We start from the raw sequence: 26,271 nt of genomic DNA on the forward strand, positions 1-26,271 counted from the left end.
TATTTTACAGGCTTTTATTTATGATTTGGTTTATTTCTTAGTTTGCTAATGTTTGAAAACATATGCTTTTGTACGTACAAATGCTTTTAATGTGGCATATTTTTCTGAGCAACTTCTATGTGGGCTAATTCGATAGCGACCTACACTGGCCGGAACAATAAAGGTTTCTGCATAGTGTACAGTAAAGGGTTGGAAATGTCCATCTGGGCTTTCTACCAATACTTCTTCGCCCTCAATAAGGTTAAGCACATTTACTGTACCTGCTGTATCATGTTCAACCGGTTCAGTAAACCAATGACGGCGGGTTTCAATAAATTCGGTTTCGTGTAGGCCGGTACGTTCTTCAAACCAGCCATTGCCCTCAGCAATTTTTTCAATACGATTTATAAGATTCTTTTCTACCCAATCTTCACTGCGGTTCCATTGGATATTTGCAAGACCGTGCCGGGTATTAATGGGGCGTGGCAAACCATCAAGGCCAAGTCTGTTCCAATCCCAGAGCTTGAAGGTAAAAATATAGGGCGTGGCACTCACTTCAAGTACCATGCTATTGGCACCAGAACAGTGTATGGTACCCGCAGGAATCAGAAAATGATCATGTTTTTGAACCGGCCATGTTTTTACAAATTTTTCAGCATCAAATTTGCCGCTTGTTTCTGAGGTGATCAGTTCTTGTTCCAACTGCTCGGCAGCCACATTGTTTTTTAACCCAAGGTAAACTATGGCTTCGGGGCCAGCATCGAGGATATAATAACTTTCATCCTGCGTATAAAACATGCCAAACTTTTCGCGGATGTATTCGGTTAAAGGATGAACCTGAAGGCTTAGGTTTCCACCCTGCATTGTATCTAGAAAATCGAAGCGAATTGGGAATTCTGCACCAAAACGCCCATAAACCGCAGCACCCAATAATAATTCTGGTTGGTAAAACACCAAATTTATGGCGGGTATTTCTGTGGTTACGTTACCAAATTGCAACGAGAGGCTATTTTCTTCGGGCACACAATCAAAACACCAGGCATAATTTGGGCTGGTTTCATCCAAACCGCACACCTCTTTCATCCATTGCCCGCCCCAAGGGCCGGGATCAAAAAAAGGCATTACCCTAAATGGTTGTTGGGTAAGCTGCTTCAGGCCGATACGCATGGCATTTCCATCAATCAGCTTTACTTGATTGGGTTTTGTGGTATCTAGAAAAAAATCAATCTTTTCAAATATTTTACGTTTCCATCGGTCGCATACCCGCCAATCTATAAAAAAGGCACGTTTGTATTGCCTTACTGGATCTTCCCGCAGATTATCTACCCCCAGATTAGACACTTCATTTCGCCTAAAGCGCAGTTGTGCTTCCCATCGGGGCATATCGGCATAGATACAAATATCTGGGTTTGCCATAAGGGTGGCTCCCACACCATATAGCAACACAACACCTGTGGCTTGTTGCACAAGCGTTTTACGAGCTGCTGCAAGCAGATCTGCATCAAAAAAATCTGATAGCTCCAGCCGTGTCATAAAGCCGAATATGCGGTCATCAGTAAGATCTGAAAAAAGTAACTCATCAAGCTGTTTTACCTCTTTCATGCAGCTACTTGTCTGTATAATCAAACTGGGATGAAAGATATCAATGAGATCTGGCAACAAGTGTGCATCAATTACACCAGGGTAACATTCTACGGCCACCACCAATGACCCTGTAGCTGCCGCATATATTTTATTTTGGAGTATTTCTCTAATTTGCCCCCACCCAGCTGTACCGGCATTGGGGTAACCGTCGATTTTAATGGTTGGAAATTTATCGTAATTCGAAACCTGTCTATACTGCCTGTTCATTCTGAATAAATCTTTTTTGGAATAAGGAAAAAGCACCATACAACGCAGCTGTATCTGGGAAATCTGCTTGACATAGTTCTGGTAAGCTTCCAGTACTGAGCACTTTTTTATAAATAATAGTTTCTAACAAAGGTTTTAACGTAGGCCAAGCATGCGAAATGCCTCCACCAACAATCACCAACTCTGGATCGTAGGCATGTATAAGGTTTACAATACCCACACCCCAGGCTTCAACACAATGTTTGAGTAACTGTGCTGCTATTGAATTGCCAGAAGCTGCCAGTTCAAAGAGCAAATTCACTTCACTTTGATCATCGCTACCTAAAGATTTCAAACCACTTCGCTTTATGGCTTCTTTAATTACCCAACCCGATGCAATGCTTTCTACACAACCATATCTACCACAACTGCAAATCTGTTCTTTGTTTTTGTAATCTATAATGGAGTGCCCTCCCAAAATACCTGCCTGGTAATTTTTTCCGGTAAGCAATTGGCCATTTGTTATGGCCGAGCTACCAAAACCTGTTCCCAGTGTGCACATTACTACATCTTTCCTGTTTTTACCGGCACCAAAAATCCATTCGCCAAGGCAAGCCATACGGGCATCATTTTCCATTTTTAAAGGCAGGCCAAAGGTTGTGTCGGCCCATGATACCAAATCAACATGGATTGCATCTTCATATTTCCCAGTACTTACTATTACTTTATTGTTCAGCGAATCCACTATTCCTGGAAAAGCAATGCCGATACCTGTTATGTTTTCAGTTGCAGCATGACTAATTATTTCATGTACAGCTTGTGCAATTACGGGAAGATGCATAACCAAACCTTGCTCTGGCAAAACCTGAATTATTTTTTCTCTAGTGATACACCCTGCACTAACTAACCCTATCTTAATTCGGGTACCGCCCAAATCTATGCCCAACACACTCATAGCGCTTGTTGTTCATCTGTTAATAAAACTGGCAATCCATTTACCTTACACAACCGGGCAGAGAAACCTTCACTTTCTATAGTTGTGTAGTCATATCCTGCATCGGCAGGCCAGCATGCACCAAAACTAAGCAGACTGTTACCTGTATTTGCCACACGGTGTGCCATATGACCAGGGATATAGTGAAGCGAACCTGGCTGCATTTCTTCTATACAGATTTCGCGTTCATGGTTCATTAATATCAACTGCCCATGCCCTTCTATTGTCCAATAATATTCGGCTCGGTTAGCAATTGCATGGAAGTGGCCACGTGTCATAAAATACTCATTGCCAACCATACCTGGTTGCAAACGGGTAACACCAAAAAAAAGGCCACCTTCTGTTCCAGCACTAACGGGAAAGTAGGCATCAACCTCATACACCAACTGGTTTTGCAGCAACAACTCCCTTTCTGCTTCGTGGTAGAAAAACCCCTTAAGATCCTTCAAATAGGTTTGCTTCTGTACAATAGTTGTACCTTGTAATATATTCTCTTTAAATAGTTGAGGAAGTTGCGAATTCATTTACCTTATTTTCTATTGTGCTTTGATAATCTATCGGAAATAATTACCATCACTTGCAAAAATATAGGCGCTTTATAAAAAAGAAATTCGGTTTATCTTCTATTTTGTATGGTATTTTTGCAAAAGAGATTTTTAAGAGATAAAATCTTATCTGTGCTTTATTACCTTCAATATTAGAATCTGTTTTCCTTTTCCTTCAATAAATTTTAGCTAAAAGAATATCAAAAAAATCTTTTATACGCAATTATTCACCACCTTAATAATCTAAGAAAGTTTAGATGGTAAAAAACAACTTTGTGAGCTTTGTGTCTTTGCGGTTAATAAGATTAAACATGAAGGCATTAAGAAATAGGTCTCTAATTATTCACCATCTTAGTAACTTAAGAAAACCTTAGATGGTAAAAAAACAACTTGGTGATCTTTGTGGTTAACAACATTAAACATGAAGGCATTAAGATAGAAAGAGGCAATCGCTTAGCTTAACTTAGGTGTCTAAGATGGTTAAAATGGAGACACATGAAGCTTAACTTCTTAATGTTAAAAAAAGAGTAAACATTAAGAGATTAATCACTAAATGGATGGCGACATGATTTGTTTTTAATTTTTAACTTTAGCCACAATGATCAACTATAAACGGGGTAAAAATGAGGACATTTAAATTCCTAAAAAACAAGTATGGCGTAGAGCTCTTGATAGATATAGGTACTTATAAAGACATCACCAATTATTTTTTTGAAAGTGAACTTCACGATACAGATTTTTACGAGCTTATATTCTTCGCCAAAGGGAACGGCTATTTAGAACTTGATCAGCAAAGAATTGAAATTAGTGACAACACCATCATCTTTATTTCTCCATTTCAGAAAAGAAAATGGTTTTTAAACAAAGAAGACGTCGATTCCTATTTCTTATTTTTCCAAGACAGCTTTCTATCCAATTTTTTTTCTGATAAGTTGTTCTCGTTCCGGTTACAATTTTTCTACAATAAAACTAAACCGCTTTTTATAAAGGTTAATGATGGTTTATTTATACAGTTACAAAACACCATTCAAGAATTAATAAATGAAATCAAAGCATTTAAATCTGATAGCGAACATCTGATAAGAGCTTTGCTCTATTTCATTTTAATCAAATTGAATAGAGTTTACGCCGAACAATATCTGCTATCGTCAGAAACACAAAATAATGGTATTGCATTTATGTTTAAGGAGCTGCTACAACATGAAGTTACCAAAATAAGGAATATTGATTATTATGCACAAAGGTTAGGCATTAGCAGAATAACTTTAAATAAATGCATCAAAAAACAGTTTGGCATTACTGTTTCAGAAATGGTAAATGAATTTATTCTCTTTGAAATTAAATCGCAGCTATTGTATACCAAGCTCAACATCAATGAAATTTCGTACCAATTACAATTCTCTGAAGCCAATCATTTAACGCGTTTTTTCAAAACCCAAACTGGGGTCTCGCCCAAAGAATTCAGAAACGCTTATCAAAATGGTAGTTCTGTTATCTAATTGGTAATTGTCTTCATTTCGTGTATGATACTTTTGTACATGAGCATAATTTTATCAAAAACAAGCAGAAACCTATCGTCAAGCTTCCTCCAAAACACTTTCCTTTTAGCAGGCATGAATAGGCCTCTTTATTTGAGCTATGGCCTTTTTTTACTGGTCACTTTTTCATTAAACACCAAATTATTTGCACAGCCAGTGCAAAAAAAAGTTGTGATGATTTCTATTGACGGCACACCAGATTATTTGATAGACAAGTTTTTACGAAATGGTGTGCTACCCGCAAATGGTGCTTTTGCAAAAATGAAAAAATATGGTGCTTACGCAGAAACCATGTTACCTATAAATGTTGGGTCAACTGGACCATCACATACTTCGATATTTACAGGAGCCACGCCAGCGCAAACCGGAATAGTGGGCAATAGCTTTCGTAATGCGAATCAAAGTAAAAATAGTCCTGCACTGTCGGCTTTTCGACAACCCGTAGCTGCCGAAACAATTTTTCAGGCGGCGATGAGGCAAGGAAAAAAAGTGATGGCCTTAGGTGGCGTGGGTCTTGATGACAGTGATATCAAAAGGAAAACCGACTATTTGTACATGTACCCAAACATTTCAGGACCATCTTTGGTGTTGGATTTGAATAGCACAGATACTGTTCTTAAAGGCCAGAACAATAAAGTATTCAGAAAACTAAAAACAGACCTCAAAAGCCCTTCAAAACCTATATTTGAAGTTGCTGGTGGCTTAAAAATTCCATTACATATTTATTTAACAGACTCCATAAATTCTGGAACAAATACCTTAAGCCCCCTACCCCAAATTATTGTTGATACAGATGCTGATCTCAATAATGGTTATGCTGCTGCTGTAGTTCCAGATCAATGGACGGTAATAGCTTTGGTTAAAAATGGAAAACAATACAACGTTTCGTTTAAGATATTAAAAAAGGATGTAGCAGCAGGTAAATACCGTCTGTTTATGTCGGCGCCAGCAGAAATATTTGGTTATCCATCTAGTTTTCTGCAAAAGATACAATCAGCCATTGGTTTTTGGCCTGGTGAACCCGAAAACAGGAAACAGACTACTGGTTTGATTAGTGAAGAAATTTGGTTTGAACAAATTGACAGGTTGGCAAAATATTACAGAGATTTAATCATCACTGGGATGAAAACGGAGAATTGGGATTTATTATTTGGGTATTTTTCTACATTAGATGATGTACAGCACAGGTATACTTTAACCGACCCTCGGCAAATTGATTATACTGCAGAAAATGGTAAGAGACCTGCCAGATATGCTGGCTATATCGAAAAATGGTTTCAGACTATTGATCGTTATTTGCTAGAGATTATGGATGCTGCCCCACCCGAAACGAACTTTGTCATTTTCTCAGACCATGGCATGATCCCCATCCATACCAATTTGTTGATCAATAATTATTTGGAGAAACAGGGATTTAATGTCTCAAAGTCAGAATTGGAAGGCATTTCTAGCGGCACCTCTGCCCATATTTACATTAATAAAGAAAAAATTGGAGTCCAAAGCCTCCCTTCGTACATCAAGCGCCTGAGCCAAAGCCTTCAATTGCTCAAAGATTCTGTTACCGGCGAACCAATTTTTGAAATAGTGGCCAATCAGCAAGAGCAAAAACGCCTTGGCTTGTATCATAAAGATTATTCTGGAGATTTGTTTGTAAGCTGTAAGGTTGGCTATGCCATTTCTGACAGGTATCTGCCTGATGTGAATTATTTAGTGCAAAACTCATTTGATCCGGCAATGTTTGCACATCAAAACCAGGCTACCAAAAACTTCCTCTTAAATGGAACCATGAATGAAACAGGCAGAGCGGTTCATGGAAGTTTATCGAGCATTCGCGAAGGCCAATCTATCTTTTATGCCATAGGGCCCAATGTACCCACAAGAAAACTGAAAAGTGTCTTGTCTATCCAAATAGCATCAACCGTTTCTAAATTATTAGGCATAGCACCACCTAAAGATACCAAAGAGAAAAGTGCATTTTAATTATGAAAAGAAAATCAAAATTTCTTTATTGCATCATTTTAGTGTTGTTGCCCTGTTTTTTATTTGGGCAAAAACAACAAACGCTCAAACTTTCCAACCTTTATCAACAGGGAAAGTTAAAGGCTACGAATAAAAACATCAGCATCGTTACTAATGATGGCGAAGCCTATCTAAAAATTTCTGAGGATAAAAAGGAAGGTATTGTATGGCTACCTGTAAAAGACTTTAAAAATGGCACTATTGAAGTTGAAATGAGAGGAAAAGATGTTTTTCAACGAAGTTTTATCGGGCTTGCATTTCACGGTATAGACGATACTACCTATGATGCCGTTTACTGTCGCCCGTTTAATTTTTTTGCTAAAGACTCTGTACGGAGGGTTCATGCGGTGCAATATATTTCACATCCCGATTTTACTTGGGAAAAATTAAGGAACGAAAGAAATGCAGTTTTTGAGAAATCAATCATCAACCCACCCAATCCTAACCACTGGTTTACTATGAAATTAGTAATTGACAACACCACTGTTAAAGTCTACATTAACAATGCTGTAATACCGTCGTTAACGGTAGAAAAATTGAACAAGCGAAAGGTTGGTAAAATAGGATTATTTACCGCCGACAGTAGTGGTGGAAATTTTAAAACCCTACAAATTACCTATCATTAAAAAGCGTGACAATTTCACGGCTGTACTTTGTACAATGACCCTATGGTTCGTGTAGGCATGAACCATGGGGCAGTATTATTGTCCAGTTTTTTTTAGCGGAGCAGGTGCAGATACTGGTGGCAGACCATTATGTTTATAGGCATGTATTAGTGTAGTGATATCTTTAAAATCCACCTCTTTATTTTTAACCATGGTTATTGCCTCTACATTATCAGACATGATGATTGGCATCATCTGCTCAAAGTTACGATCATCAAGCTGGGTAAGGTGTTCATCATCGGGGCCAAAATAGTAATCGAACTGCAATACCTTATAAGCTGGAGTTATCCTCCCATCCGACCATCTTACGGCTTTACTCATCACAAAAACAATGCTTCTATAAAGCTTTATAGCATTTCGGCAAACAATTACTTCTATTATAGGTTTACGGCTAAACAATAGGTTTTTAGATACAATGAAACTATCAAGATCATCAAACTTGTCTCGCTCAACTACAAAACGAGACACCTCAATGGCAGGAATTTTAATTTCGTTTGATTGTGCCCTTGCCTTAAAATAAATAGCACTTTCTGGAACCTCTGTATCTTGGTCAGGGGCTTTCCATGTCAGCAATCCAGCATGTTTAATTCCTTTCGTATCATAATAAGCACCTGCAGCCCAATTTGTAATCGAGAACTGAGCAACGGCAATCTTAGTGCAGCCAAGAAGAATAATAAAAATGGATAGGCAACGCATGTTAATTTTAAATTGAAAATAATTCATGTAAACACTTCATTACCTACCAATATAAATAGCTAAATCGGCGACTAAATTTACTGCTAAAATACAATAAACCGATTTGGTGTTTCAGCTTTTTAATGTTAAAATTTTATGAAATATTTCTAACTCAATGAAAGTTGATTGAGTTTGTTCATTCTTTAATTCCTACGGTTTATAGATTATTTAAGGTAACTAAAGCTTCATCAATAATCGTTTTTATATTAATATCTCTTTAATATATTTGAGTGTTAGTGGCGCATCTGCACCTTAGCCAATACATGTTACTTATTTGTTTAAACCATTTTAATTACCATGCTTAAAAAAGACATTAAAGCATTTTTTAAAGCGATACGTGCCGGAGATTTTAAAACTATTGAGCAAAGCATAGCACTAGATCATGCTTATTTAGCTGTTACCAATTTTGCTCCTCCAAAAATGGACGATGGGCAATCGGCATTGCAAGTGGCCTTTAGAGCTGGCCAGTTCGAGATATGCGAATTTCTAATTAAAAAGGGAGCTGATGTTAATTTTAAAGAAAGCTCAGTAATTAACGAATGGACGGCACCAATGCTTCATGATTGTATAAGAGCCGTTGTTTTTAATTGCTTAACCATACAGGCAGATCAAAACAAATTTGAGCAGGCATTTGAACTGTTGATACTTCTGTTAAAAAATGGGGCTAACCCAAATGCTACAGACAGTTATGGCAATAATTGTTTAAACAGATGGTGTCTTGATGCTAGGCAAATGATCCATCATCCAAATTTTAATGAAAATGAAGCCATCATTAACCAATTGAGAAGAGTTTCAATGGCTTTGATTAATGCTGGTGCTTATACTATTCAAAGTGCTGAAAACAGAACCAATGTAATTGAACAAATTAAAAGTTACAGCATGGAGAAATATAATCTTTTACAAAGCCCGCCAGCTGCTAACAGTGGTTTAACAAAATTAACAGGAGGTTTGCTAAACCTATTCAAATCGTCTAAAAAATGATTTGAATTGACAACCAACATTTTAATTATGAAAAGACCCCACCCGATCACCCTTTCTTCTTCTTCTTCACTTTAGCCTCTGGCAGCTCTTTTACAGTGACCCTTACCAACTCACTTAACCATTGCCTATCTTCAATTTTGTCTTCAATTAAAAAACTTGGTTTGGCACTTGGGTATGGTGGGGCTTCAACAACATTGCCAATAAATGCTCGGCCTGCTGTGGTGGGTTTAATAAATAGTTGATTATCGCAAACTAGGCCAAATATTTTTCCCTCTGCATAAATGCCATATTCGCCAAACATTTTCTTAGCAGTTATTTCTCCTGCATTTTCAATCTGTTCTAAAACAAAATCTACAAATTTTTGGTCGGAGGCCATACTATTTAGTTTAATTGGGTTATAAATTGGGCTGTTAAGGCTTTCTATTTTAAAGCAGCCAATGCATCATTAACAGAACTCAAAAAATTAACTTGTTTTCCGTTATTGCTTTCGTAAATAAAATCATGCAAGCTTTTGCTGGTGAATTTCGAGAAATCGCCAATGATGGCCAAACGAACCCGATAATTAGAAAATTTTTGAAGAATTTCTCCAGCCATTTTATTCTTTAAATCAAAAAAATTAGGTGTAATGTTTTTTTCATGAACAATCATCCTATCGAAACCTTGATAGTAGATATTACCTAACAAATCTAGAGCATCTTCGGCATTTTCGATGATGATCTTATCTGAAATTATTTCTGCAATTTCGATGTTGTTGATGTGATGGCTTTGGATCTGCATGGTTTACAATTTTGAATAATTGCTAAGGTACAAATTGCATTAAACCTGTGATCATTTTATTACTTAAAAGCAACTATTTTCAGGTTTCGATCGTCTTGTGATAAACCAATTGCGCATGACTAAAATATTAACCTGTATACTTCTTTTGTTGAGTTTTTATTTGCCCACACTTGCGCAAGAAAAGAATGATTGCAATTGCGCTACCACACTGAAAGAGGTAATTACAGATGTAGCAACCAATTACCCCGGTTATCAACTGAAGGTAAAGGGTAAAAACTTGGCCAGCTATACAGCCCTTAAGCAAGCTACCTTAACCAAAGCATTGGCTACAACAGATCGGGTAAAATGTTTTTATATCATAGAAAGCTATTTAGATTTTTTTAAGGATAACCACCTTATTTTTACCGACTGGAAATCGCAACCGCAACAAATCCCCAATTTAGGTTTACTAAAACGTAAAGAATCTCTTCCTAACCAAGATCAATTGATAGGTACTTGGCGTAGAGTTAGCGATTCGCTTACGGTTCAAATCATTGCATCAACAGTAAACAAAACCCCTATTTACAGAGCCTATATTTTTCAAACTAAAGACACCACCCTTCAAAATGGGAATATCTATTTCGATTTGTATGGCAATACCAACGAATTCAGGATCAGAAAATATACTGGGGCATTAACAACAGATCTGCTTCATGGCCGCAGGTTAAAAAACCTGTTCATTGAACCCAATGGGGTTTGGCAAAAAGTAATTGCTAAACAGCAAAACAAACCACTGGTACTTTCTGAGTACGCCTACAATAACAAGTTTAAACACAAAGCTATTTCTTCAGACATTTATTACATTGGCATTCCTGAGTTTAATATGGTAGCAGCAAAATTCGATTCACTCATCGTTCATCAGATTTTACCAGAACTTAAGGCCAACAAAACCAAACATTTAATTATCGACCTGAGGAATAATCAAGGTGGAAATAGCTCCTTTGGTTTTTTAACAAGGTTTACCTACAACAAACCCCTCACCTTACCTGGAGATTATGTGTATGCTAGCCCTCAAATGATTAAAAGGTACCAGCAGTCTGCCCAAGAAGGTTCAACGCTTCATCAAACGTTATTGCCTAAACTCATGGCTCAACCTGGAGGATTTGTACAAAGAGATTCACTAAGGTTAAAATTAAAAGAAAGTTATACCTATCCCGAAACGGTAAGTATCATTACCAATGAAAACTGTGCCAGTAGTACAGAATATCTTTTAATGTTGGTTAAACCAAGCAGCAAGGTTAAAGTATACGGACGCCATACCGCCGGCACTTTAGATTATAGCGAATTATATGGCCCAGAGAAACTAACATGTAAGGGTTATGGATACCTACGCCCTACTACAAAATCTTTTTGGGTAGATGAAAATCCAATTGACAAAAAGGGAATACAGCCAGATATAGATTTAAGTTTATATCCAGATTATGAATGGGTAGATAGGATTGTGAAAAGCCTAAAGCCAAGATGAAATAAGCCATTGAACTAATTTAACAACTGGATGGCTGCCATCTTCTTTTTGATAAACTGCTCTTCTAAGGCATTGATGGGACAAAGAAGGGCCTCTTGATAATGGCTTAAGGCTTTGATCAATTGTTGCTGGTCTTGATATATTTTTGCCCAAAAGCAATGCAATAAATGATGGTTTTTAAAAAAATTGTTGGTACTTAATCCATTAAGCAACTGCACAGCTGCTTCGTACGCTCCGCCAAGATATAAAGCCACCGCATGGTTAAGCGTAATAAATGGCGAAGGATTCAATTGCTGAAGTTTGGTATATAGATGGGCAATCTGTGGCCAATTAATGGCATTAAATGTTAGTGCAGAGGTGTGTAAGTAAGCAATGGCCGCCTCTAGCTGATAGCTGCTGTTCTTTTTAGATTCTCGTTTCGACTCTAATAAATAACCATTGGCTACGGCAATCATTTCTTTGTTCCAACAAGAACGGTCTTGTTCGGCCAGCTCTACCAATTCGTCTATCGCATTTAACCTAGAGCAGCTTCTGGCCAAATGGTAGAGCAAAAGTGCATACAGGGCTTTAACTTCTCTGGCTGCACTTACTCCCATTTTAATGAGGGTTTGCAATATACTCAAGGCGTCTTCGCACAAGACTTGATCGGTTAATGTACCTTTTACAGAAAGTTTAAAGCCTTCTGTAAACATCACATACACAATTTTGAGTACCCGTTTGAGTTGTGGTTCTCTATTAAAATCTACTTCTTGTTCAAAATCCCATTGGTGGTTTTTGCTTTCTGCACGCCAACGGTAAAGTACTTTAGAGATACTGTCTTCGTCTGTACCCAACAAGGCAGCTATGCGTTTAACCTGAAGACCATTGATATACCTTAGGGCAACAATCAATTGTATTTTTGGCGAAAACGCTGATTGCGCACATACATACAATACTTTGAGCAATTGTAGTTCGTTGTCTGCACATTGAATGGGTATCTGGTAATCTTCTTCAAACAATTGTTTTTTGTTTGCTTTTTTTAGTGTGTTATAGGCGATGTTACGAATGGTTTTATACAACCAAGCTTCTGGCTGGTCTGGTAAATTTTGGCTCCACTTTTCGGCGGCTATTACAAATGCTTCTTGCACAATATCTTCACATACGGCAATGTCTTTAATGCCAGTATGGTAAATTAAGGCACTTAACATTTTACCGAAATAGCTTCGGTACAGCTTGGCCAATATCAACGTAGGTTCATCAGTCATTAGCCACAAATAGCTTACTTATCATAATATGTAGCATCCTTGATGATCTTTCCATCTTTAAATGTTAAAATGGTGCTAATTGGAATTGACCATTGCTGGCCTTCGGTTGTTCCGGTAGATGTAAATTGAATGCTCACTTTATCATCTGCAGCAAATATTGCTGTAAGTTCATCTTTAATGTCTGGAGCACTTTTTTGCATCCACTTATAATTGTCCATGAACTCTTCGTGGTTTTTCTTTACCCAAGTCTTTCCGTAGGCAGGGTCTAGAAACAGGGCGTCTTTTGCATAAAAATCGGCCATTTTATTCCAATCGTGCTGGTTAAAGGCAGCAAACAAGGCTTTTGCACTATTTAAATTCTGTGCTGCAATTTCTGCTTGTGGGTTCTTTTTTTCGGCACAACCCAATACCAAAGTTAATGCTACTACCCAACTCAAACGATACAAAGATTTCATGATCATCTAGTTTTCAATTTCCATAATCTGACGAACTTCAATACTTATTTTTTGTTGCAGCACATGTGGGCATTGGCTAGCCAATTGTGCAGCATGCGCTAAATCTGTTGCCATAATCATCAAATAACCACTAATGCCTTCACGAGCTTCTACAAATGGCCCGTCGGTTGCTACTTGGCCTACCAGTTTAGATTCGTTTTCTAACGGTTCTCCGGCAACAAAAAGGTCTTGTTGGGCCAACTCTTCTACCCAACTGGTCATCTCTGCAATGTCCTGTCCTATTTCTTCTTCAGACATTTGTTGTAAACGGGCAATATCCTCACGGATCAGTAATAAAAATTTTTTCATGATCATTGTTTTTGGTATAGTAGCTAAAGTTCATCTTTTCCGGACATCTTCATCAAATTTATTTTCAAATTATTTATTTAACTCCAATATGCCCCCGATAAATGACGCATTTAACCCTCAATATTTAAAAAAAGTTGCCTTACCTTTAGTTTATTCATTTAAACATTGAAATATGGAAACAAAAAATAGAACCGCAATTACAGTACAGACCACTGTAAATGCACCAGTAGCAAAAGTTTGGGAAGCTTGGACAAAGCCTGAACACATTACCAAATGGACAAACGCATCTGATGATTGGCATGCGCCTTATGCCGACAACGACCTGCGCCAAGATGGGAAATTTAAAACCACCATGGCCGCTAAAGATGGGAGTATGAGTTTTGATTTTGAAGGAGTTTATACCGCTGTTGAAACACACCAATTCATTGCCTATGTAATGGCTGATGGTAGAACCGTAAAAATTTCTTTTACCGACAATGGTGATACCACGGCCATTGTAGAAACTTTTGATGCCGAAGAGACAAATCCAATTGAAATGCAGCAAGGTGGCTGGCAATCGATCTTGAATAATTTTAAAAAATATACAGAAACCAATCTTTAGGTTCTAATAGATCAACCACAAATAAACAAGCCCTAGCATCGCGAAGATGTTAGGGCTTGTTTTTTCATAGGTAGTTGATAAAGAAATTATTTAATGGTTTGGATATGGTCTGCTAAGTTTCCATCTAACAAATAACCATAGGGATCAATTGCTACAGCTTTTGGCTTTTTATCTAACACCATGCTCAGCTTGGTTTCCAATTGGTTAAATCTGATCTTTTTGAAATAGATGGGTTTGGTATTCTTGTTCCATTCTAGTGCTACCTGATCAAAAAAAGCAAGATCAACATCCATATCTGGTGGCAATAGTTTGTCTACACCCTGTTGATATTTACCTACATTCACTTGTAGATCTACCTTAAACTTGCCATTTTCAATTGCTTTGCAGTCCAAAACCAATACTTTCATTTGGTAGGTTACTACTTTGTTAAAGCTATCGTCTATAAAACTTTTCTGATCTGCTGGTGCCAATTGAGAAAACGCTCCGATTAAATCTTCTGTTTTGGGTTTTTGATGTGGGCTTGCATGTTGGGCTATCAAATTGCGCAAAGTTTGGTTCATGGCGGCTTCTCCCAAAATTTCTTTAGTTGCATACAGGGCCAGTCCACCCTTTTGGTAATGCACATGATTTTGTTGGTAGGTTGTTGCCAACGGAAGTTCTTTTTGATTAGGATCACGGTTTACGAAATAAAGATTATTGTCGTCTTTTAGGTAATTGCTCAAATACATTTTGCCAAAATTCTTTTCTACCAATATGGCTTCTGTATACTTGGCCAAAGATTCTGTCAACATACCTGCTCCAGATCCGTCAACTGGCATTATTTTGTTTGCCCACCATTGGTGCCCTACCTCATGTGCGGTAATTGCGTAACTCTGGTTCACCAAGTTTTCATTGCTATAATCGGTGAGGTAATTGATTTTTTCTGCATTAAAAACAGCTCCCATATAGGCCGTTGCAGCTCCTTTATATTGTGGAATTTCTGCAAGGGCGAATTGTTTTAATGGATAAGGACTAAAATTGGCACTGCCATAGGCCAAGGCATCTTTAATGGCCTTAAACATGGTATTTACATTATATTCGTGTCCTTTTAGGTAATAAACCCGCAGTGTTACCCCATTAGCAACTTCGGTTTTAACCTGGTAACGTGCCGAGCTCAGTGCAAACATAAACCTGATCGGTTCTGCTGTTTGATAGGTAAAATAACGACGGTTATTGGCTGTCCACGATTTTTGTAATGTACCAACAGTAACCACTTGCTGATCTGGAGCTGTAGAAATGGTGGTCTCTAAATTAATTAAATGGTAATCACGATCTGACGACTCTGCGATGGTAAATGGAGGCAATCCGGCCATTTTCCTTACCCTTTCATCATCTATTTCTAAGCCATAGTTGTAACCAAAACGCGGAACAAATTTCTCCATTTCGATATAGGAACCATTAGATACTACCGAATTTTCGCTATCGAAAGGCACAAAACCCGATCTTACCACTTCAAAAGAAAAGTCCATCTTCAATTCTGCACCAGGTTGCAATGGTGTTTTCAGATTGATAAATTGTTGGTTATAGGTTTGGTCAATTGCCTGTTTTTCGGCATTGGCAATGGTAATATCAAAATGGGTAACGGTTGGGTTTAGGCTAATCCACAATTTGGTAATGGGTTTTCCACTTTCATTTTTGAGCTGATAGGTTCCTTTTACCTGGTATTTACCCTCGTCTGTAAACAAATCTACTTGGGTTTTAATGGTTTTTACAATGGGTTGCGGCAGTTCAGCAAAGGGTTTGTATTTCTTTTCGTAATCAATTCTCCAATTTAGTGCAGTCTTTTTATTCTGATATTTGCCAATTACATTGGTCTGCTGGTAAATGAATGCACCACAGGCAATCCAAACAGTGGCTCCAATTAGCACTACAAATTTCGATTTCCAAATTGATTTTGGCACTGATTTTAGGCGATCTAAAAATGTTCTTTGAACGCTACTTTGCCACATCCCGATGGTTAATACCGAAAGAATAGCTGCAAAACCTGTCCAATATAACATGTACCAGTTAAATGCTTTTGTATAATGCCCGAAATTATTAAAGAACGAAAATTGGAGGTCTGGCACCGCAGCAAACCTTAAAAGAAAATGCTCTATCCCCAATCTGGGTGCAAATAAAAACAAAAACACCACGATTATGCTTAACATCATGCCCACATATTTGTTTGTGGTGAGGTTCTGTATAAAAACAATCAAAATGATAAACAGAAAGAGTGGGAATGCACTGTAATAGTAAAGAGAGAGGTATTTGGGCATCTCGAGATCGAAATACCCATTAAATACCTGCACGGCAACACCAATTCCGATATTTGCAGTTACCAAAATAAGCACCAATACACCCAAGGTTAAACATTTAGCGCCCCACAATACCGTGTTTCTTACTGGGGTACTGTAGATCAAGCCCTGTATATTTGCTGTTCTTTCTCTGGCAATCAATTCTGCAGCATAAAAGATGAGCAATACCAGCCCAAATTTCAATGAGCGAATTTCTTCTATAATTGCAGCCGTTGTAGGGTAATATTTAATGCCATATGGTCCATGCAATATCGAGTCTTTTAATTCTACGGTAAAAATGAAAATCCATAACAAGAGCATTACCATAAAAGGAATATGCTTAAATAGGGAAATTACCTCTAACTTAAATTGAGACCTAAAGGCTGCACAATTATAGCTCCAGCCCGATGGAAAAACATTAAAGTGTTTAAACGCCACAAGTTGAATTGGTTGCTGAACCTTGTTTTTTTGTTTGCGCTGTTTTTGGCTCTGCAACCTAAAGTTAAAAAGTCTGTAGCTGATGGTAATCACCAAGCCACTAAAAGACAACCATAACAAGCGATTGGCCAAAAACACTTCTTTTATTGGAAACAACTGCTGGTTTCGTTGTAAATCTGACCAACTTCTGGTATCGCTAAAGAAAGAAGCTAACCCAAATGGATCTATTAAAAAGGGCAAGAGACTAGGGTCGTTAGTTTTTGCTGAAGTAGCCAACAATGGCGAGTTACCCAAAATAGAGGCTACCATATAGAGAATATATAATAGTACACCCGCAGCATAAATGGCACGCACATTTTTGGTGACAATAGCTGTACAAAAAATCAAACTTGTAGCAAACAACACGTTAGGCAAACCAAAAACAAGCAATGGATAGACATAATTAACGATATCAAATGGACCTAACAGGCTACTGTCTACAAAAAATGTTCCAAACCAAATGCCAATTACCGCAAATACCAATAGTGAGAAAACGGCAATCAACAATCCTAAAAACCTAACCACAAAATATGGGAAACGTTTAACGGCAGTTGTAAATATTACCGAATCCATTTTGTAGATGACATCTCTTAAAACCACGTTTGCGCCAAACAAGGTACCTGCAAAAATAGAGAGTAAGGAAAAAAGCGCTACAATGTTGGTAATTACATAAGGTGCATTTCTATGGATTTCACTTCCGCCAAAGCCACCCTGAACGGCAGAGAAGCAGCCCAATACCAAAAACAACAATCCAGCTATGATAAAAGAAAGCTGATCGAAATGATATTTCAGTTCAAACTTTAACATAGAGATTAACATGACACTCCCTCCTTCGTTCTCTGTTGCATACCAAATAAGGCAGCAAAATAAACTTCTTCTAAACCTGGATAAAATGGTTTAAAACCTTCGCCTGGAGCAGTTTCTGCCAGTACATAAACTTGGATCTTACCCGCTACTATTCTGGTTGAAATGACATTAAACGATGATTGGTAATTGCTCAGTACAGCTTTTTCTATTTCTTTACACCAAACCTGTCCTTTTAATTTTTCGGTTAAATCTGCGGGTTTACCTTGTAGAATTAATTTTCCGTTGGCTAAAATGGCTGTTTCTGGACAAAGATCATTTACATCTTCTACAATATGCGTAGAGAGCATCACCACTCTTTGTTCGCCAATTTCGTTGAGCAGATCGTGAAAGCGATTGCGCTCTAATGGGTCTAATCCAGCGGTTGGCTCATCCACAATAATAAGTTGCGGGTTACCCAATAGCGCTTGTGCTATGCCAAATCGTTGCCTCATTCCGCCAGAAAAAGTGCTAACCGATCTTTTTCTTACTTCAAAAAGATTGGTTTGTTGCAACAGCGCTTTTACTTGTTCATTGCGTTCGTTTTTATTTTGCAATCCTTTTAAAATTGCCATATGGTTGAGCAAATCTGTTGCTGATATTTTAGGATACACGCCAAAGTCTTGTGGCAAATAACCCAATTGGCTCCGCATCAACTGTGGGTTTTGAACAATATCGTTTCCATCAAAAAGTATTTTACCCGTATCTGGTAATTGCAGGGTGGCCAATGTACGCATCAGTGATGATTTACCTGCTCCATTTGGTCCAAGTAGGCCAAACATTCCGTTAGTAATAGTTAAAGAAACATTATCTAATGCCTTTACACCGTTGCTATAACTCTTACTCAAGTTTTGTATAATTAGTCTTTCCATGTCTATTTTATTATAATGGCGCAAATTAGACTGTAGCTTTTAGCTGAATAAATTTAAGTGATGAAGGAAAGGAAAATGGTGACGAAAGGGGCTCGGAGTTAAAAGTTGAAAGTTAAAGGTTGAAAGTTTGGGGGAATGGGAAATAGGGAATAGATTGTAATTGGATGGAAGACGGAAAAGGTAAGATGGAAGAGGTAGCGGGTGTTGAAAGTTAAGGGTTGTACGTTATAAGTAATAAGTTGTAAGTAATGAATGTTCACAAAATGTGATGATGATTGAATGTATTCACAAAATTGGGATATTTTACTATACTAATAAATAGATGGAGGGCGTAAGATGGAAGATGGAAATAGCTTAATGAACAATTGAACTAATGAACCTATGACATTAATGAACAAATAAATTTGACAGTCTGAGCCTGTCGAAGACAATGAACCAATGAAGTAAGTTAAAAGTTGTGGGTTGTGTGTTAAAAGTTCAAGTCCGTTAACTTCGGACAACAGACTTTCTGACTAATGACTAATGAACGTTGTGTCTTTATACTTTTTACTTCATACTTTTTACTTATGAGCCCTTCATCACGAATAAGCTTACTTTCATCATTTAGATTTTAGGACTTCGCATATTTGTTGTTCTTTTATTATTTTAACATCATGAATACTTCTTTTAGTTTAGCCAAGTATGTACTTAAGTATATTGATTTTTTAGCTTTTGTTGGCTTATGGCTCTGGCTAGCTATTTTTCAGGTACAGGAAAAGAGTGCAGTTTCTTGGATTACTTATTTAACTACTTTGGCTGTACTTCTCCCTACTCAACTCTCAGGGCTTATTTTTTCATGGTTCAAACCAAATCAATTAGCCAATTTGAATAGCAATAAACGTTTAGTAGTATGGATTGGTACATTTCTGATCTGCTTACCCCTATTTACTGTTGCAAGCATCTTTATCCTTTCTAGCCATGATTCTAGCCTTTTTATAGGAGCCGCCATTGGAAGTTTTTTCCTTGAACTACTTTTATTAACCAATTATTTTTATGTAAAAAAGGTACAACATATCAAATGGATTAAAAAAATTGGCTTAGAAAATGCCGTGTTGGTGAGCATTGTTCTACTTTCCATCATTATATCGGCAATGGCTGTGTCTAGTATTGGTAATCCGGCGTACGACACCAAAGAAAGGCTCTTGATTGGTTTTGTATTTACACCAGTTAAATTGGTTACCCATTTTTGGACTTTTTTAGGGTTTACCTTCCAATTTTTATTGATGTACTTATTGGGCTATTTGTTTTTTTTGTTGAACAGCAGGTTATTGGTATCTAAAATATTGAAACAAAAAGGATTGGTATTGTACATTTTAAGTGCATTTGCTAGCATTGCCATCTTGTATCCAATTGCCGGACAATTGTTAATCTTATTACCCATTAACCAAATTTTTGGTCGCGATATCTTTTCACTCAATCCCTTTTTATTGGAAAATGGTTTTGGGGCCATGGTCATTATCGCACTAAGCTTACCTATTGTATTGGCCTTGCAATGGGGCAAACAGAATACACATATCTTGAGTTTAGAGAAAGAAAAATCGCAGACTGAACTCGATTTATTGAAACAACAGCTCAACCCACATTTCTTTTTTAATACCTTGAATAATTTATATGCCTTGAGTTTACAAAAGTCTGCAAAGACTTCAGAAAGCATTTTGCAATTATCGGAATTGATGCGTTATACCATTTATAAGGGGCAAGAAGAAAGGGTAACAATTGCCCAAGAGCTTAAATACCTAGAAGATTATATCGATCTGCAACAAATCCGTTTAAAAAGACCATTGCAGCTTAGTTTTGAAAAACATATTGATAACGAACAGGTACAAATAGCACCCTTATTATTTATCGTATTAATTGAAAATGCATTTAAGCATGGCATTGAACCGGCTGAAGAGGCTGCATTTTTAAAGCTATCTTTAAGTTGTACAAACCACGAAGTGACCTTTATTTGCGAAAATTCGATAGAACCTGAAGAAAAAAATCAAAAGCCTGGAATTGGACTCGACAATCTGAGAAAGAGATTAAATCTCTTATATCCAAAGGTCCATACATTGGATATCAGTACAAATAACACTATTTTTAAGGCAACACTCCATATCAAATTATCATGAGCTTACGTTGTTTAATTATTGATGATGAACCTTTGGCACATGAGGTAATTTTAGAATACAGTAAGGACATCCCTTTTTTGCAAATTTGTGGGCAGTGCTACAGGGCTACCGAAGCATTTGAGTTTTTAAGTAGCACCGAAATCGATCTGATATTTTTAGACATCAGAATGCCCAAACTTTCGGGTTTAGATTTTCTAAGAACCCTACAACGTAAACCATTAATCATCATCACCTCTGCTTACGAAGAATATGCATTGGAAAGTTTTGACCTAGCGGTTTGCGATTATTTATTGAAACCATTTAGGTTTGATCGGTTTTTAAAGGCAGTAAATAGGGCGCTTGAAAACTATGATCTCAAAAATAAGGCAAATCATAGCACTCCTACTCCGGCCAATGATGGCGACCAAATTTCTATCAAAGCTGATAAAAAACATATACTGGTTAAGCTCAATGACCTACAGTACCTAGAAAGTTTGGGTAATTATGTAAAGGTTTGGGGCGATAATGAATTTTTGCTAACTCCACGAACCCTGAGCAGCTTTGAAGAACAACTGCCACCAGATATTTTTGTCCGCATTCATAAGTCTTTTATCCTAAACAAAAAATATGTCCATTACCTAGAAGGCAATATGATTTTTTTGAAGAATGGACAACAAGTTCCTATTGGCAAAAACTACAAACCAATTATTAAACAATTATTGGATATGGAGGAATGAGTTGGTATCTCATTCATTATTTTGACCACATAGAAACATAGTCCACATAGTTTTAATGTCCACTAATGCTTTGGTTAGTGTTCTTACTAACCAAAGTGATTAAGATTAAAAATTAAACCATTCTTCCCATTAAAGGGTCGGTTTTGGTTATGGCACCTGTTTCAACATGTCCGGCAAATCTTTCTTCAAAATCATTGTAGTCTTTTAATTTCACACTGAAATCGTACCAGTTGTGGCTTTTACTCAAATTAAGTACAACGCTCATTTTTGTGCCTGCAGCAATAATTTTTGTCTGACTACCTGTTTGATAACTGTTATCGTTAATGCTAATGGCATGTGCCCTTTTATCTTTGTTTACAATGCTTACCAATACATTTCCTGTTGGTTTGGTTGCGTTGAGTTTATTTCTTTCTAAATCGCAGGTAATTTGTAGTAAAGGATTATTACTATTGCCTTTAAATTCTCTAAAGAAACCATTGGGACCATAAACTTTCAAATGGTATTGACCATTTTCGAAGTCGTTGATGTTCCAGTTGTCTACAAGCGTATCGCCTGCAGCCACACTGTAATCCCATGCCCTTAGCTTTTCATTTTGATAAGGGCGAGTTGCATACACTCTAAATGGCGACCCAGCAGCTTTGTCTCCAAAAACGATCTTTCCGGCTCTAAATGCCAATTCAACCTGTTTCTTTTCTTTATTGAAACTGGAATTTACATACATTTCGTAAGGTAAGGCACATGCCGGACGAACTCCTTTTTCTTGTTGTGGAAAATAAGGAGACGCGGTATGGTCATTGTTGATCTGTTCAACTTCTGTTGCTGTTAATTTTTTAAAATTTGAAGGGGCTTGTTTAAATTGAGCCTGATGGATTTCCTCGATAAAGGCCTTTCTATCCAAAAACACAGGACTTTCTATCTTTTCGCCATTATAGGGTCTAAATGCAGAACTCAAATCGCCACAAATGGTGCGACGCCATTGCGTAATGTTTTCTTCCTTAATTTTTTTGTTCAGTTTCTTTTCTAAAAAGTTCTCTAAAAACTGCAAAGATGAAGTATGATCGAATATTTCTGAGCAAACAAAACCACCACGTGTCCAAGGTGAAGCAATGATCATCGGTACACGATAACCTAAACCGATTGCACTTTCTCTAATGTTGCTTTCGTTTGCCGATGGATTGTGCTGTTGAGCTTTAGTTACAAAATCAAGCTTCGGATCAATTCCGGCAGATACCTTACCTGTATTTTCTTTATAAGGATTAGGTACTACATAAGGTGGCATATGGTCAAAATAGCCATCGTTTTCATCGTAAGTAATAATGAAAATGGTCTTTTTCCATACTTCTGGGTTCTGCAATAAAATTTCCATGGCTTCGCTTACATACCAAGGGCCAAACCAAGGTTGCCCAGGGTGATCTGAAAAGTGTGCAGGCGGCATTAGCCACGAAACCATTGGTAAGGTTCCATTTTTTACATCAGTTCTAAATTGATGAAATACATCTCCCTTTGGTACTTTTAATTCTCTCTCTGTTCCGTTGTCATTATATTTCAAACTATCTAGTTCATGGTAGGCCGGATCATTCACATTGGTTGCAAATGCCTTGTCATTTAATGCTTTCCCTTTTTTTGATAGTTTTTCAAAGCTTTCTGTAGTGTATTTGCTTTGTGCAGTTTCGATATTGGCCAGCACTTTTTTGGCAGCAGCCAATCTTTGTGTTGTTTTATCGTCAACAGGTTGTTTTTCAAGATCTGCAATTTGTTTAATAATGCTTTCTCTTTTGGTTTGCAAATTGGCAATGCCACCTTCGTGCAAACGCACATTATACTGTTTAAAATACTCTAAGATGTTGGTCCCAAAATTACTTAACCAGGCACTTTCATCTCCTTTTAAACCATAACCCATGGTCAACTCGTTTTGATAAACCTTCCAAGAAACGCCATTTTCTTCTAAGCGCTCTGGGTATGTAGTCCAATCCAATTCTGGATAATCGTAATTGGTTACGTTCCAAAGGTGTGCCATTGCGGCAACTTCATTCCGGTCTCGTACGGTACCTGTCATCCAATAATGACGGTTTGGGTGTGTACCCGTTATGCTCGAACAAAAATTATGGTCGCAAACCGTAAATGCATCTGCTAGCGAATAGTAAAATGGAAAATCCGAACGGTCGCAATACCCCATGGTTAAAGGCATATTGGCATAAGCCTTATTGCGTGCTTTTTTGGTATCGAGCCATTTATCATATTTGCCATTGTTCATGGCATCGGTTTGGTCGCTCCATCCATGTGGCAAAGAACCCATCCAAGCCACTTTGGTATCCTTTACATCTAGATGGAAAGGGCCAAAAGTATCTCCTTCTTTATTGGTCTGCAACCAAACCTTATTTTGGTCTGGCAGATTAATAGCTCTTGGATCATTAAATCCACGTACACCTTGTAAAGTTCCCAATTGATGGTCGAATGAGCGGTTTTCCTGCATTAAAAAAACAATGTGCTCTGCATCGTAAAAAGTGCTACCCAGAGCCGGATCAATAGCCAACGCTCTTTGAATAACTGGGGGTAACATGTTCATCATGGCTGCACTACCAGACAACAACGCTGCTTTCTTTAAAAACTCTCTTCTCGAATCCATTGTTTGTATTTAATTGGTTAACCTATTGCTAAAAAGACCTACTTATTTTTGAAGTCAAATATCCTGACGGCCGTTAAATTTTATGTTAGCTATAAATTAATATAAAGGTGGTTTATGGTATTATAGATGTTACAGCCTAACAGAGGGCAGACCTTGATTGGATTTTATTCATTTTTCTTATCTTACCTGAATGAAACTTTTAATGTCTCTCTTTTTGTTCTTGTTAGGCAGCACAGCTTTTGCACAACAAGATTCGTTGTACTTGTTAAAACCAGATCAGGTTTTTGATGGAGAAAATATACACCGAAATTGGGTTGTTTTAATAAAAGGGAACAAGATTGAGGCAGTGGGCGCCATGACCTTTAAACTACCAGCCAAAACAAAGGTGATCGAAATGCCTGGCACTACTTTATTACCTGGTTTGATAGAAGGCCATTCGCACTTATTCTTACATCCTTATAACGAAACACCGTGGAACGATCAAGTTTTAAAAGAAAGTAGAGCTGAACGAACTGCAGGCGCCGTAATGCATGCCCAAGCCACATTATTGGCAGGCTTTACTACTGTAAGAGATTTAGGCACCGAAGGTTCGGAATACGATGACGTGGGCTTAAAACAAGCCATAGAGAAAGGGATTATTAAAGGACCAAGAATGATCATCGCCACCAAAGGAATTGTAGCCAAAGGAAGTTATGGACCGAATTATAAAAATGCAGACCTCGATTTGCCACAAGGAGCTGCCGAAGTGGGTAATTTGGAAGAAATGAGTACCGAAGTTTATAGCCAGATTGGTAAAGGGGCTGACCTGATTAAAATTTATGCAGATTACCGTTGGGGATTAGGTGGTGTAGCTGCCCCCACTTTTAATACGGAGGCCATTACCTTAGCCACTAGCATAGCTAAAAGTAGTGGCAGACAAACCGTAGCCCATGCAGCTACCAAAGAAGGCATGCGCAGAGCCATAATGGGTGGCGTATCTACTATTGAACATGGTGATGCAGGAGATGATGAAATTTTTAAGTTGATGAAAGAAAAAGGCGTAGCATTTTGCCCAACATTGGCTGCAAGCGATGCCATTTTACAATACGATGGTTGGAAAAAAGGTATTGATCCTGAACCTGCAAGAATAACAGCCAAAAAGAAAAGCTTTGAAGCCGCCATACGCAACGGCGTAACCATTTTAATGGGTGGCGATGTTGGTGTGTTTACACATGGAACCAATGCCCGCGAAATGGAATTAATGGTAGCTTATGGCATGAAACCTATAGATGTATTGCGTTCTGCTACCTCAGTTAATGCAATAGCCTTTGGTTATGGAGATAAAATAGGTAGTGTACGCCAAGGCCTATTGGCCGATCTTGTTGCGGTAAAGGGAGATCCATCAACTGATATTAAAAAAGTGAATGCAGTTGTATTTGTAATGAAGGATGGTAAAATCTATAAATCCAACTAATTATTCCCCACCTTTAACCAACCTGTAATGCTCATTCTTGTTACATGGGTTAACAATACTTCGTGCAATAGATCTGTACTTTTAAAAAATACCGATCTCCCATTTTCTGGAGCAATATGTTGTTCACCATTTGCATGGTGGATACATAACTCACCACCATCGGCCAATTTCCAATCTGCATTCAGATACATCACCATCGAGTAGGCCCTACTCCCATTTTGCTGAAACTGATCGATGTGCTTGGTATAAAAACTTCCCTTTTCGTATAAGGTGTAATGAAATTCGTAACCTGTAATCCCGGTATAACAGCTCAAATTTAAATAGGCAACGAAACGATCCATCAAATCGAAAAATGTGTTTTCGTATGGGTCGTTATGCTTACGATCTAACCAATAGATCACATCATTTCTCACCAACTGATCATGTACAATTGTGTTTTTATTGCCTGTTCCGCCACTAAGCATCAACTTGTCTTGATATAAATTAGTGAGGTTATTTTTTAAATGTGCAGCAAGCTGTACGCTTAAAAAGTCATTTGCTATCCCAACTTTATTTTCAATGAAACTATCGATGAGGGTATTAAAGGTTTCTTCCAATCAAATGGATT

At 37.6% G+C, this 26,271-nt stretch carries 22 protein-coding genes; 9 read left to right on the plus strand and 13 right to left on the minus strand.

What is annotated here, in order from left to right; translation table 11 throughout:
* Positions 1-45: 45 nt before the first annotated feature.
* Genes AQF98_RS01010 through AQF98_RS01020 form a run of 3 tightly spaced genes read right to left on the minus strand, consistent with a single transcriptional unit; the run spans position 46 to position 3,327 of the window.
* Positions 46-1,830: a class I mannose-6-phosphate isomerase gene (locus tag AQF98_RS01010; protein WP_055130053.1), complete on the minus strand. Its 1,785-nt coding sequence runs from the start codon at positions 1,828-1,830 to the stop codon at positions 46-48.
* The gene (locus tag AQF98_RS01015) at positions 1,814-2,764 is read right to left on the minus strand and encodes an ROK family protein (RefSeq protein WP_055130054.1); all 951 of its coding nucleotides are present in this window, start codon (positions 2,762-2,764) and stop codon (positions 1,814-1,816) included. Before AQF98_RS01015 ends, AQF98_RS01010 begins: the two co-directional genes overlap by 17 nt.
* A complete protein-coding gene (locus AQF98_RS01020) occupies positions 2,761-3,327 on the minus strand; it encodes a glucose-6-phosphate isomerase family protein (protein ID WP_055130055.1) in 567 nt (188 codons plus the stop codon). The genes AQF98_RS01015 and AQF98_RS01020 overlap by 4 nt, the downstream gene beginning before the upstream one ends.
* 644 nt (positions 3,328-3,971) lie before the next feature.
* Here AQF98_RS01020 and AQF98_RS01025 point away from each other — a divergent pair.
* Genes AQF98_RS01025 through AQF98_RS01035 form a run of 3 tightly spaced genes read left to right on the plus strand, consistent with a single transcriptional unit; the run spans position 3,972 to position 7,531 of the window.
* Entirely contained in the window at positions 3,972-4,847 is an 876-nt protein-coding gene (locus AQF98_RS01025; RefSeq protein WP_055130056.1) for an AraC family transcriptional regulator, read from the plus strand.
* A 39-nt stretch (positions 4,848-4,886) separates the two neighbouring features.
* Entirely contained in the window at positions 4,887-6,866 is a 1,980-nt protein-coding gene (locus tag AQF98_RS01030; RefSeq protein ID WP_161805833.1) for an alkaline phosphatase family protein, read from the plus strand.
* A gap of 2 nt (positions 6,867-6,868) precedes the next feature.
* Positions 6,869-7,531, plus strand: a complete 663-nt coding sequence (locus AQF98_RS01035) for a family 16 glycoside hydrolase (protein WP_055130058.1) — start codon at positions 6,869-6,871, stop codon at positions 7,529-7,531.
* A gap of 75 nt (positions 7,532-7,606) precedes the next feature.
* Here the strand turns inward: AQF98_RS01035 and AQF98_RS01040 are convergent, their stop codons facing one another.
* Positions 7,607-8,293: a hypothetical protein gene (locus tag AQF98_RS01040; RefSeq protein ID WP_055130059.1), complete on the minus strand. Its 687-nt coding sequence runs from the start codon at positions 8,291-8,293 to the stop codon at positions 7,607-7,609.
* A 309-nt stretch (positions 8,294-8,602) separates the two neighbouring features.
* Between AQF98_RS01040 and AQF98_RS01045 the strand changes: the two genes are divergently transcribed.
* On the plus strand, positions 8,603-9,286 hold the full coding sequence (locus tag AQF98_RS01045; protein ID WP_055130060.1) for an ankyrin repeat domain-containing protein: 684 nt from the start codon (positions 8,603-8,605) through the stop codon (positions 9,284-9,286).
* Positions 9,287-9,332: 46 nt separating this feature from the next.
* On the opposite strand, the gene AQF98_RS01050 is transcribed toward AQF98_RS01045, so the two are convergent.
* Together AQF98_RS01050 and AQF98_RS01055 are read right to left on the minus strand one after the other, a co-directional pair.
* Entirely contained in the window at positions 9,333-9,662 is a 330-nt protein-coding gene (locus tag AQF98_RS01050) for a TfoX/Sxy family protein (RefSeq protein WP_055130061.1), read from the minus strand.
* 44 nt (positions 9,663-9,706) lie between these two features.
* Complete coding sequence (locus AQF98_RS01055) at positions 9,707-10,063, minus strand: DUF4180 domain-containing protein (protein ID WP_055130062.1); 357 nt, start codon at positions 10,061-10,063, stop codon at positions 9,707-9,709.
* A 115-nt stretch (positions 10,064-10,178) separates the two neighbouring features.
* Between AQF98_RS01055 and AQF98_RS01060 the strand changes: the two genes are divergently transcribed.
* A complete protein-coding gene (locus AQF98_RS01060) occupies positions 10,179-11,567 on the plus strand; it encodes a S41 family peptidase (protein WP_082434864.1) in 1,389 nt (462 codons plus the stop codon).
* A 14-nt stretch (positions 11,568-11,581) separates the two neighbouring features.
* On the opposite strand, the gene AQF98_RS01065 is transcribed toward AQF98_RS01060, so the two are convergent.
* The 3 genes from AQF98_RS01065 to AQF98_RS01075 are packed head-to-tail and all read right to left on the minus strand — an operon-like array spanning position 11,582 to position 13,614.
* Positions 11,582-12,811 carry a DUF6596 domain-containing protein gene (locus AQF98_RS01065; RefSeq protein ID WP_055130064.1) on the minus strand — a complete coding sequence of 410 codons (1,230 nt, stop codon included), beginning with the start codon at positions 12,809-12,811 and terminating at the stop codon, positions 11,582-11,584.
* A gap of 14 nt (positions 12,812-12,825) precedes the next feature.
* Positions 12,826-13,266, minus strand: coding sequence for a nuclear transport factor 2 family protein (locus tag AQF98_RS01070; RefSeq protein WP_161805834.1), 441 nt, complete (start codon positions 13,264-13,266; stop codon positions 12,826-12,828).
* Positions 13,267-13,272: 6 nt separating this feature from the next.
* Positions 13,273-13,614: a YciI family protein gene (locus tag AQF98_RS01075; protein WP_161805835.1), complete on the minus strand. Its 342-nt coding sequence runs from the start codon at positions 13,612-13,614 to the stop codon at positions 13,273-13,275.
* Positions 13,615-13,786: 172 nt separating this feature from the next.
* On the opposite strand from AQF98_RS01075, the gene AQF98_RS01080 reads away from it, so the two are divergent.
* Positions 13,787-14,215 carry an SRPBCC family protein gene (locus tag AQF98_RS01080; protein WP_055130067.1) on the plus strand — a complete coding sequence of 143 codons (429 nt, stop codon included), beginning with the start codon at positions 13,787-13,789 and terminating at the stop codon, positions 14,213-14,215.
* Positions 14,216-14,301: 86 nt separating this feature from the next.
* On the opposite strand, the gene AQF98_RS01085 is transcribed toward AQF98_RS01080, so the two are convergent.
* The gene (locus AQF98_RS01085; RefSeq protein WP_161805836.1) at positions 14,302-17,811 is read right to left on the minus strand and encodes a M1 family aminopeptidase; all 3,510 of its coding nucleotides are present in this window, start codon (positions 17,809-17,811) and stop codon (positions 14,302-14,304) included.
* 5 nt (positions 17,812-17,816) lie between these two features.
* Positions 17,817-18,719 carry an ABC transporter ATP-binding protein gene (locus AQF98_RS01090; protein ID WP_055130069.1) on the minus strand — a complete coding sequence of 301 codons (903 nt, stop codon included), beginning with the start codon at positions 18,717-18,719 and terminating at the stop codon, positions 17,817-17,819.
* A 653-nt stretch (positions 18,720-19,372) separates the two neighbouring features.
* On the opposite strand from AQF98_RS01090, the gene AQF98_RS01095 reads away from it, so the two are divergent.
* Both AQF98_RS01095 and AQF98_RS01100 read left to right on the plus strand, forming a co-directional pair.
* Positions 19,373-20,869, plus strand: coding sequence for a sensor histidine kinase (locus AQF98_RS01095; RefSeq protein WP_055130070.1), 1,497 nt, complete (start codon positions 19,373-19,375; stop codon positions 20,867-20,869).
* Complete coding sequence (locus tag AQF98_RS01100; RefSeq protein WP_055130071.1) at positions 20,866-21,585, plus strand: LytTR family DNA-binding domain-containing protein; 720 nt, start codon at positions 20,866-20,868, stop codon at positions 21,583-21,585. Before AQF98_RS01095 ends, AQF98_RS01100 begins: the two co-directional genes overlap by 4 nt.
* 112 nt (positions 21,586-21,697) lie before the next feature.
* Here the strand turns inward: AQF98_RS01100 and AQF98_RS01105 are convergent, their stop codons facing one another.
* Positions 21,698-24,211: a phosphocholine-specific phospholipase C gene (locus AQF98_RS01105; protein ID WP_055130072.1), complete on the minus strand. Its 2,514-nt coding sequence runs from the start codon at positions 24,209-24,211 to the stop codon at positions 21,698-21,700.
* A gap of 190 nt (positions 24,212-24,401) precedes the next feature.
* Here AQF98_RS01105 and AQF98_RS01110 point away from each other — a divergent pair, with 190 nt between their 5' ends.
* Positions 24,402-25,664, plus strand: a complete 1,263-nt coding sequence (locus AQF98_RS01110) for an amidohydrolase family protein (protein ID WP_055130073.1) — start codon at positions 24,402-24,404, stop codon at positions 25,662-25,664.
* Here the strand turns inward: AQF98_RS01110 and AQF98_RS01115 are convergent.
* The gene (locus AQF98_RS01115) at positions 25,661-26,260 is read right to left on the minus strand and encodes a 2OG-Fe(II) oxygenase (RefSeq protein ID WP_055130074.1); all 600 of its coding nucleotides are present in this window, start codon (positions 26,258-26,260) and stop codon (positions 25,661-25,663) included. The two genes, AQF98_RS01110 and AQF98_RS01115, sit on opposite strands and share 4 nt — an antisense overlap.
* Between the last annotated feature and the right edge of the window lie 11 nt (positions 26,261-26,271).

The organism is Pedobacter sp. Hv1, from assembly GCF_001412215.1.
Classification (GTDB): Bacteria; Bacteroidota; Bacteroidia; order Sphingobacteriales; family Sphingobacteriaceae; genus Pedobacter.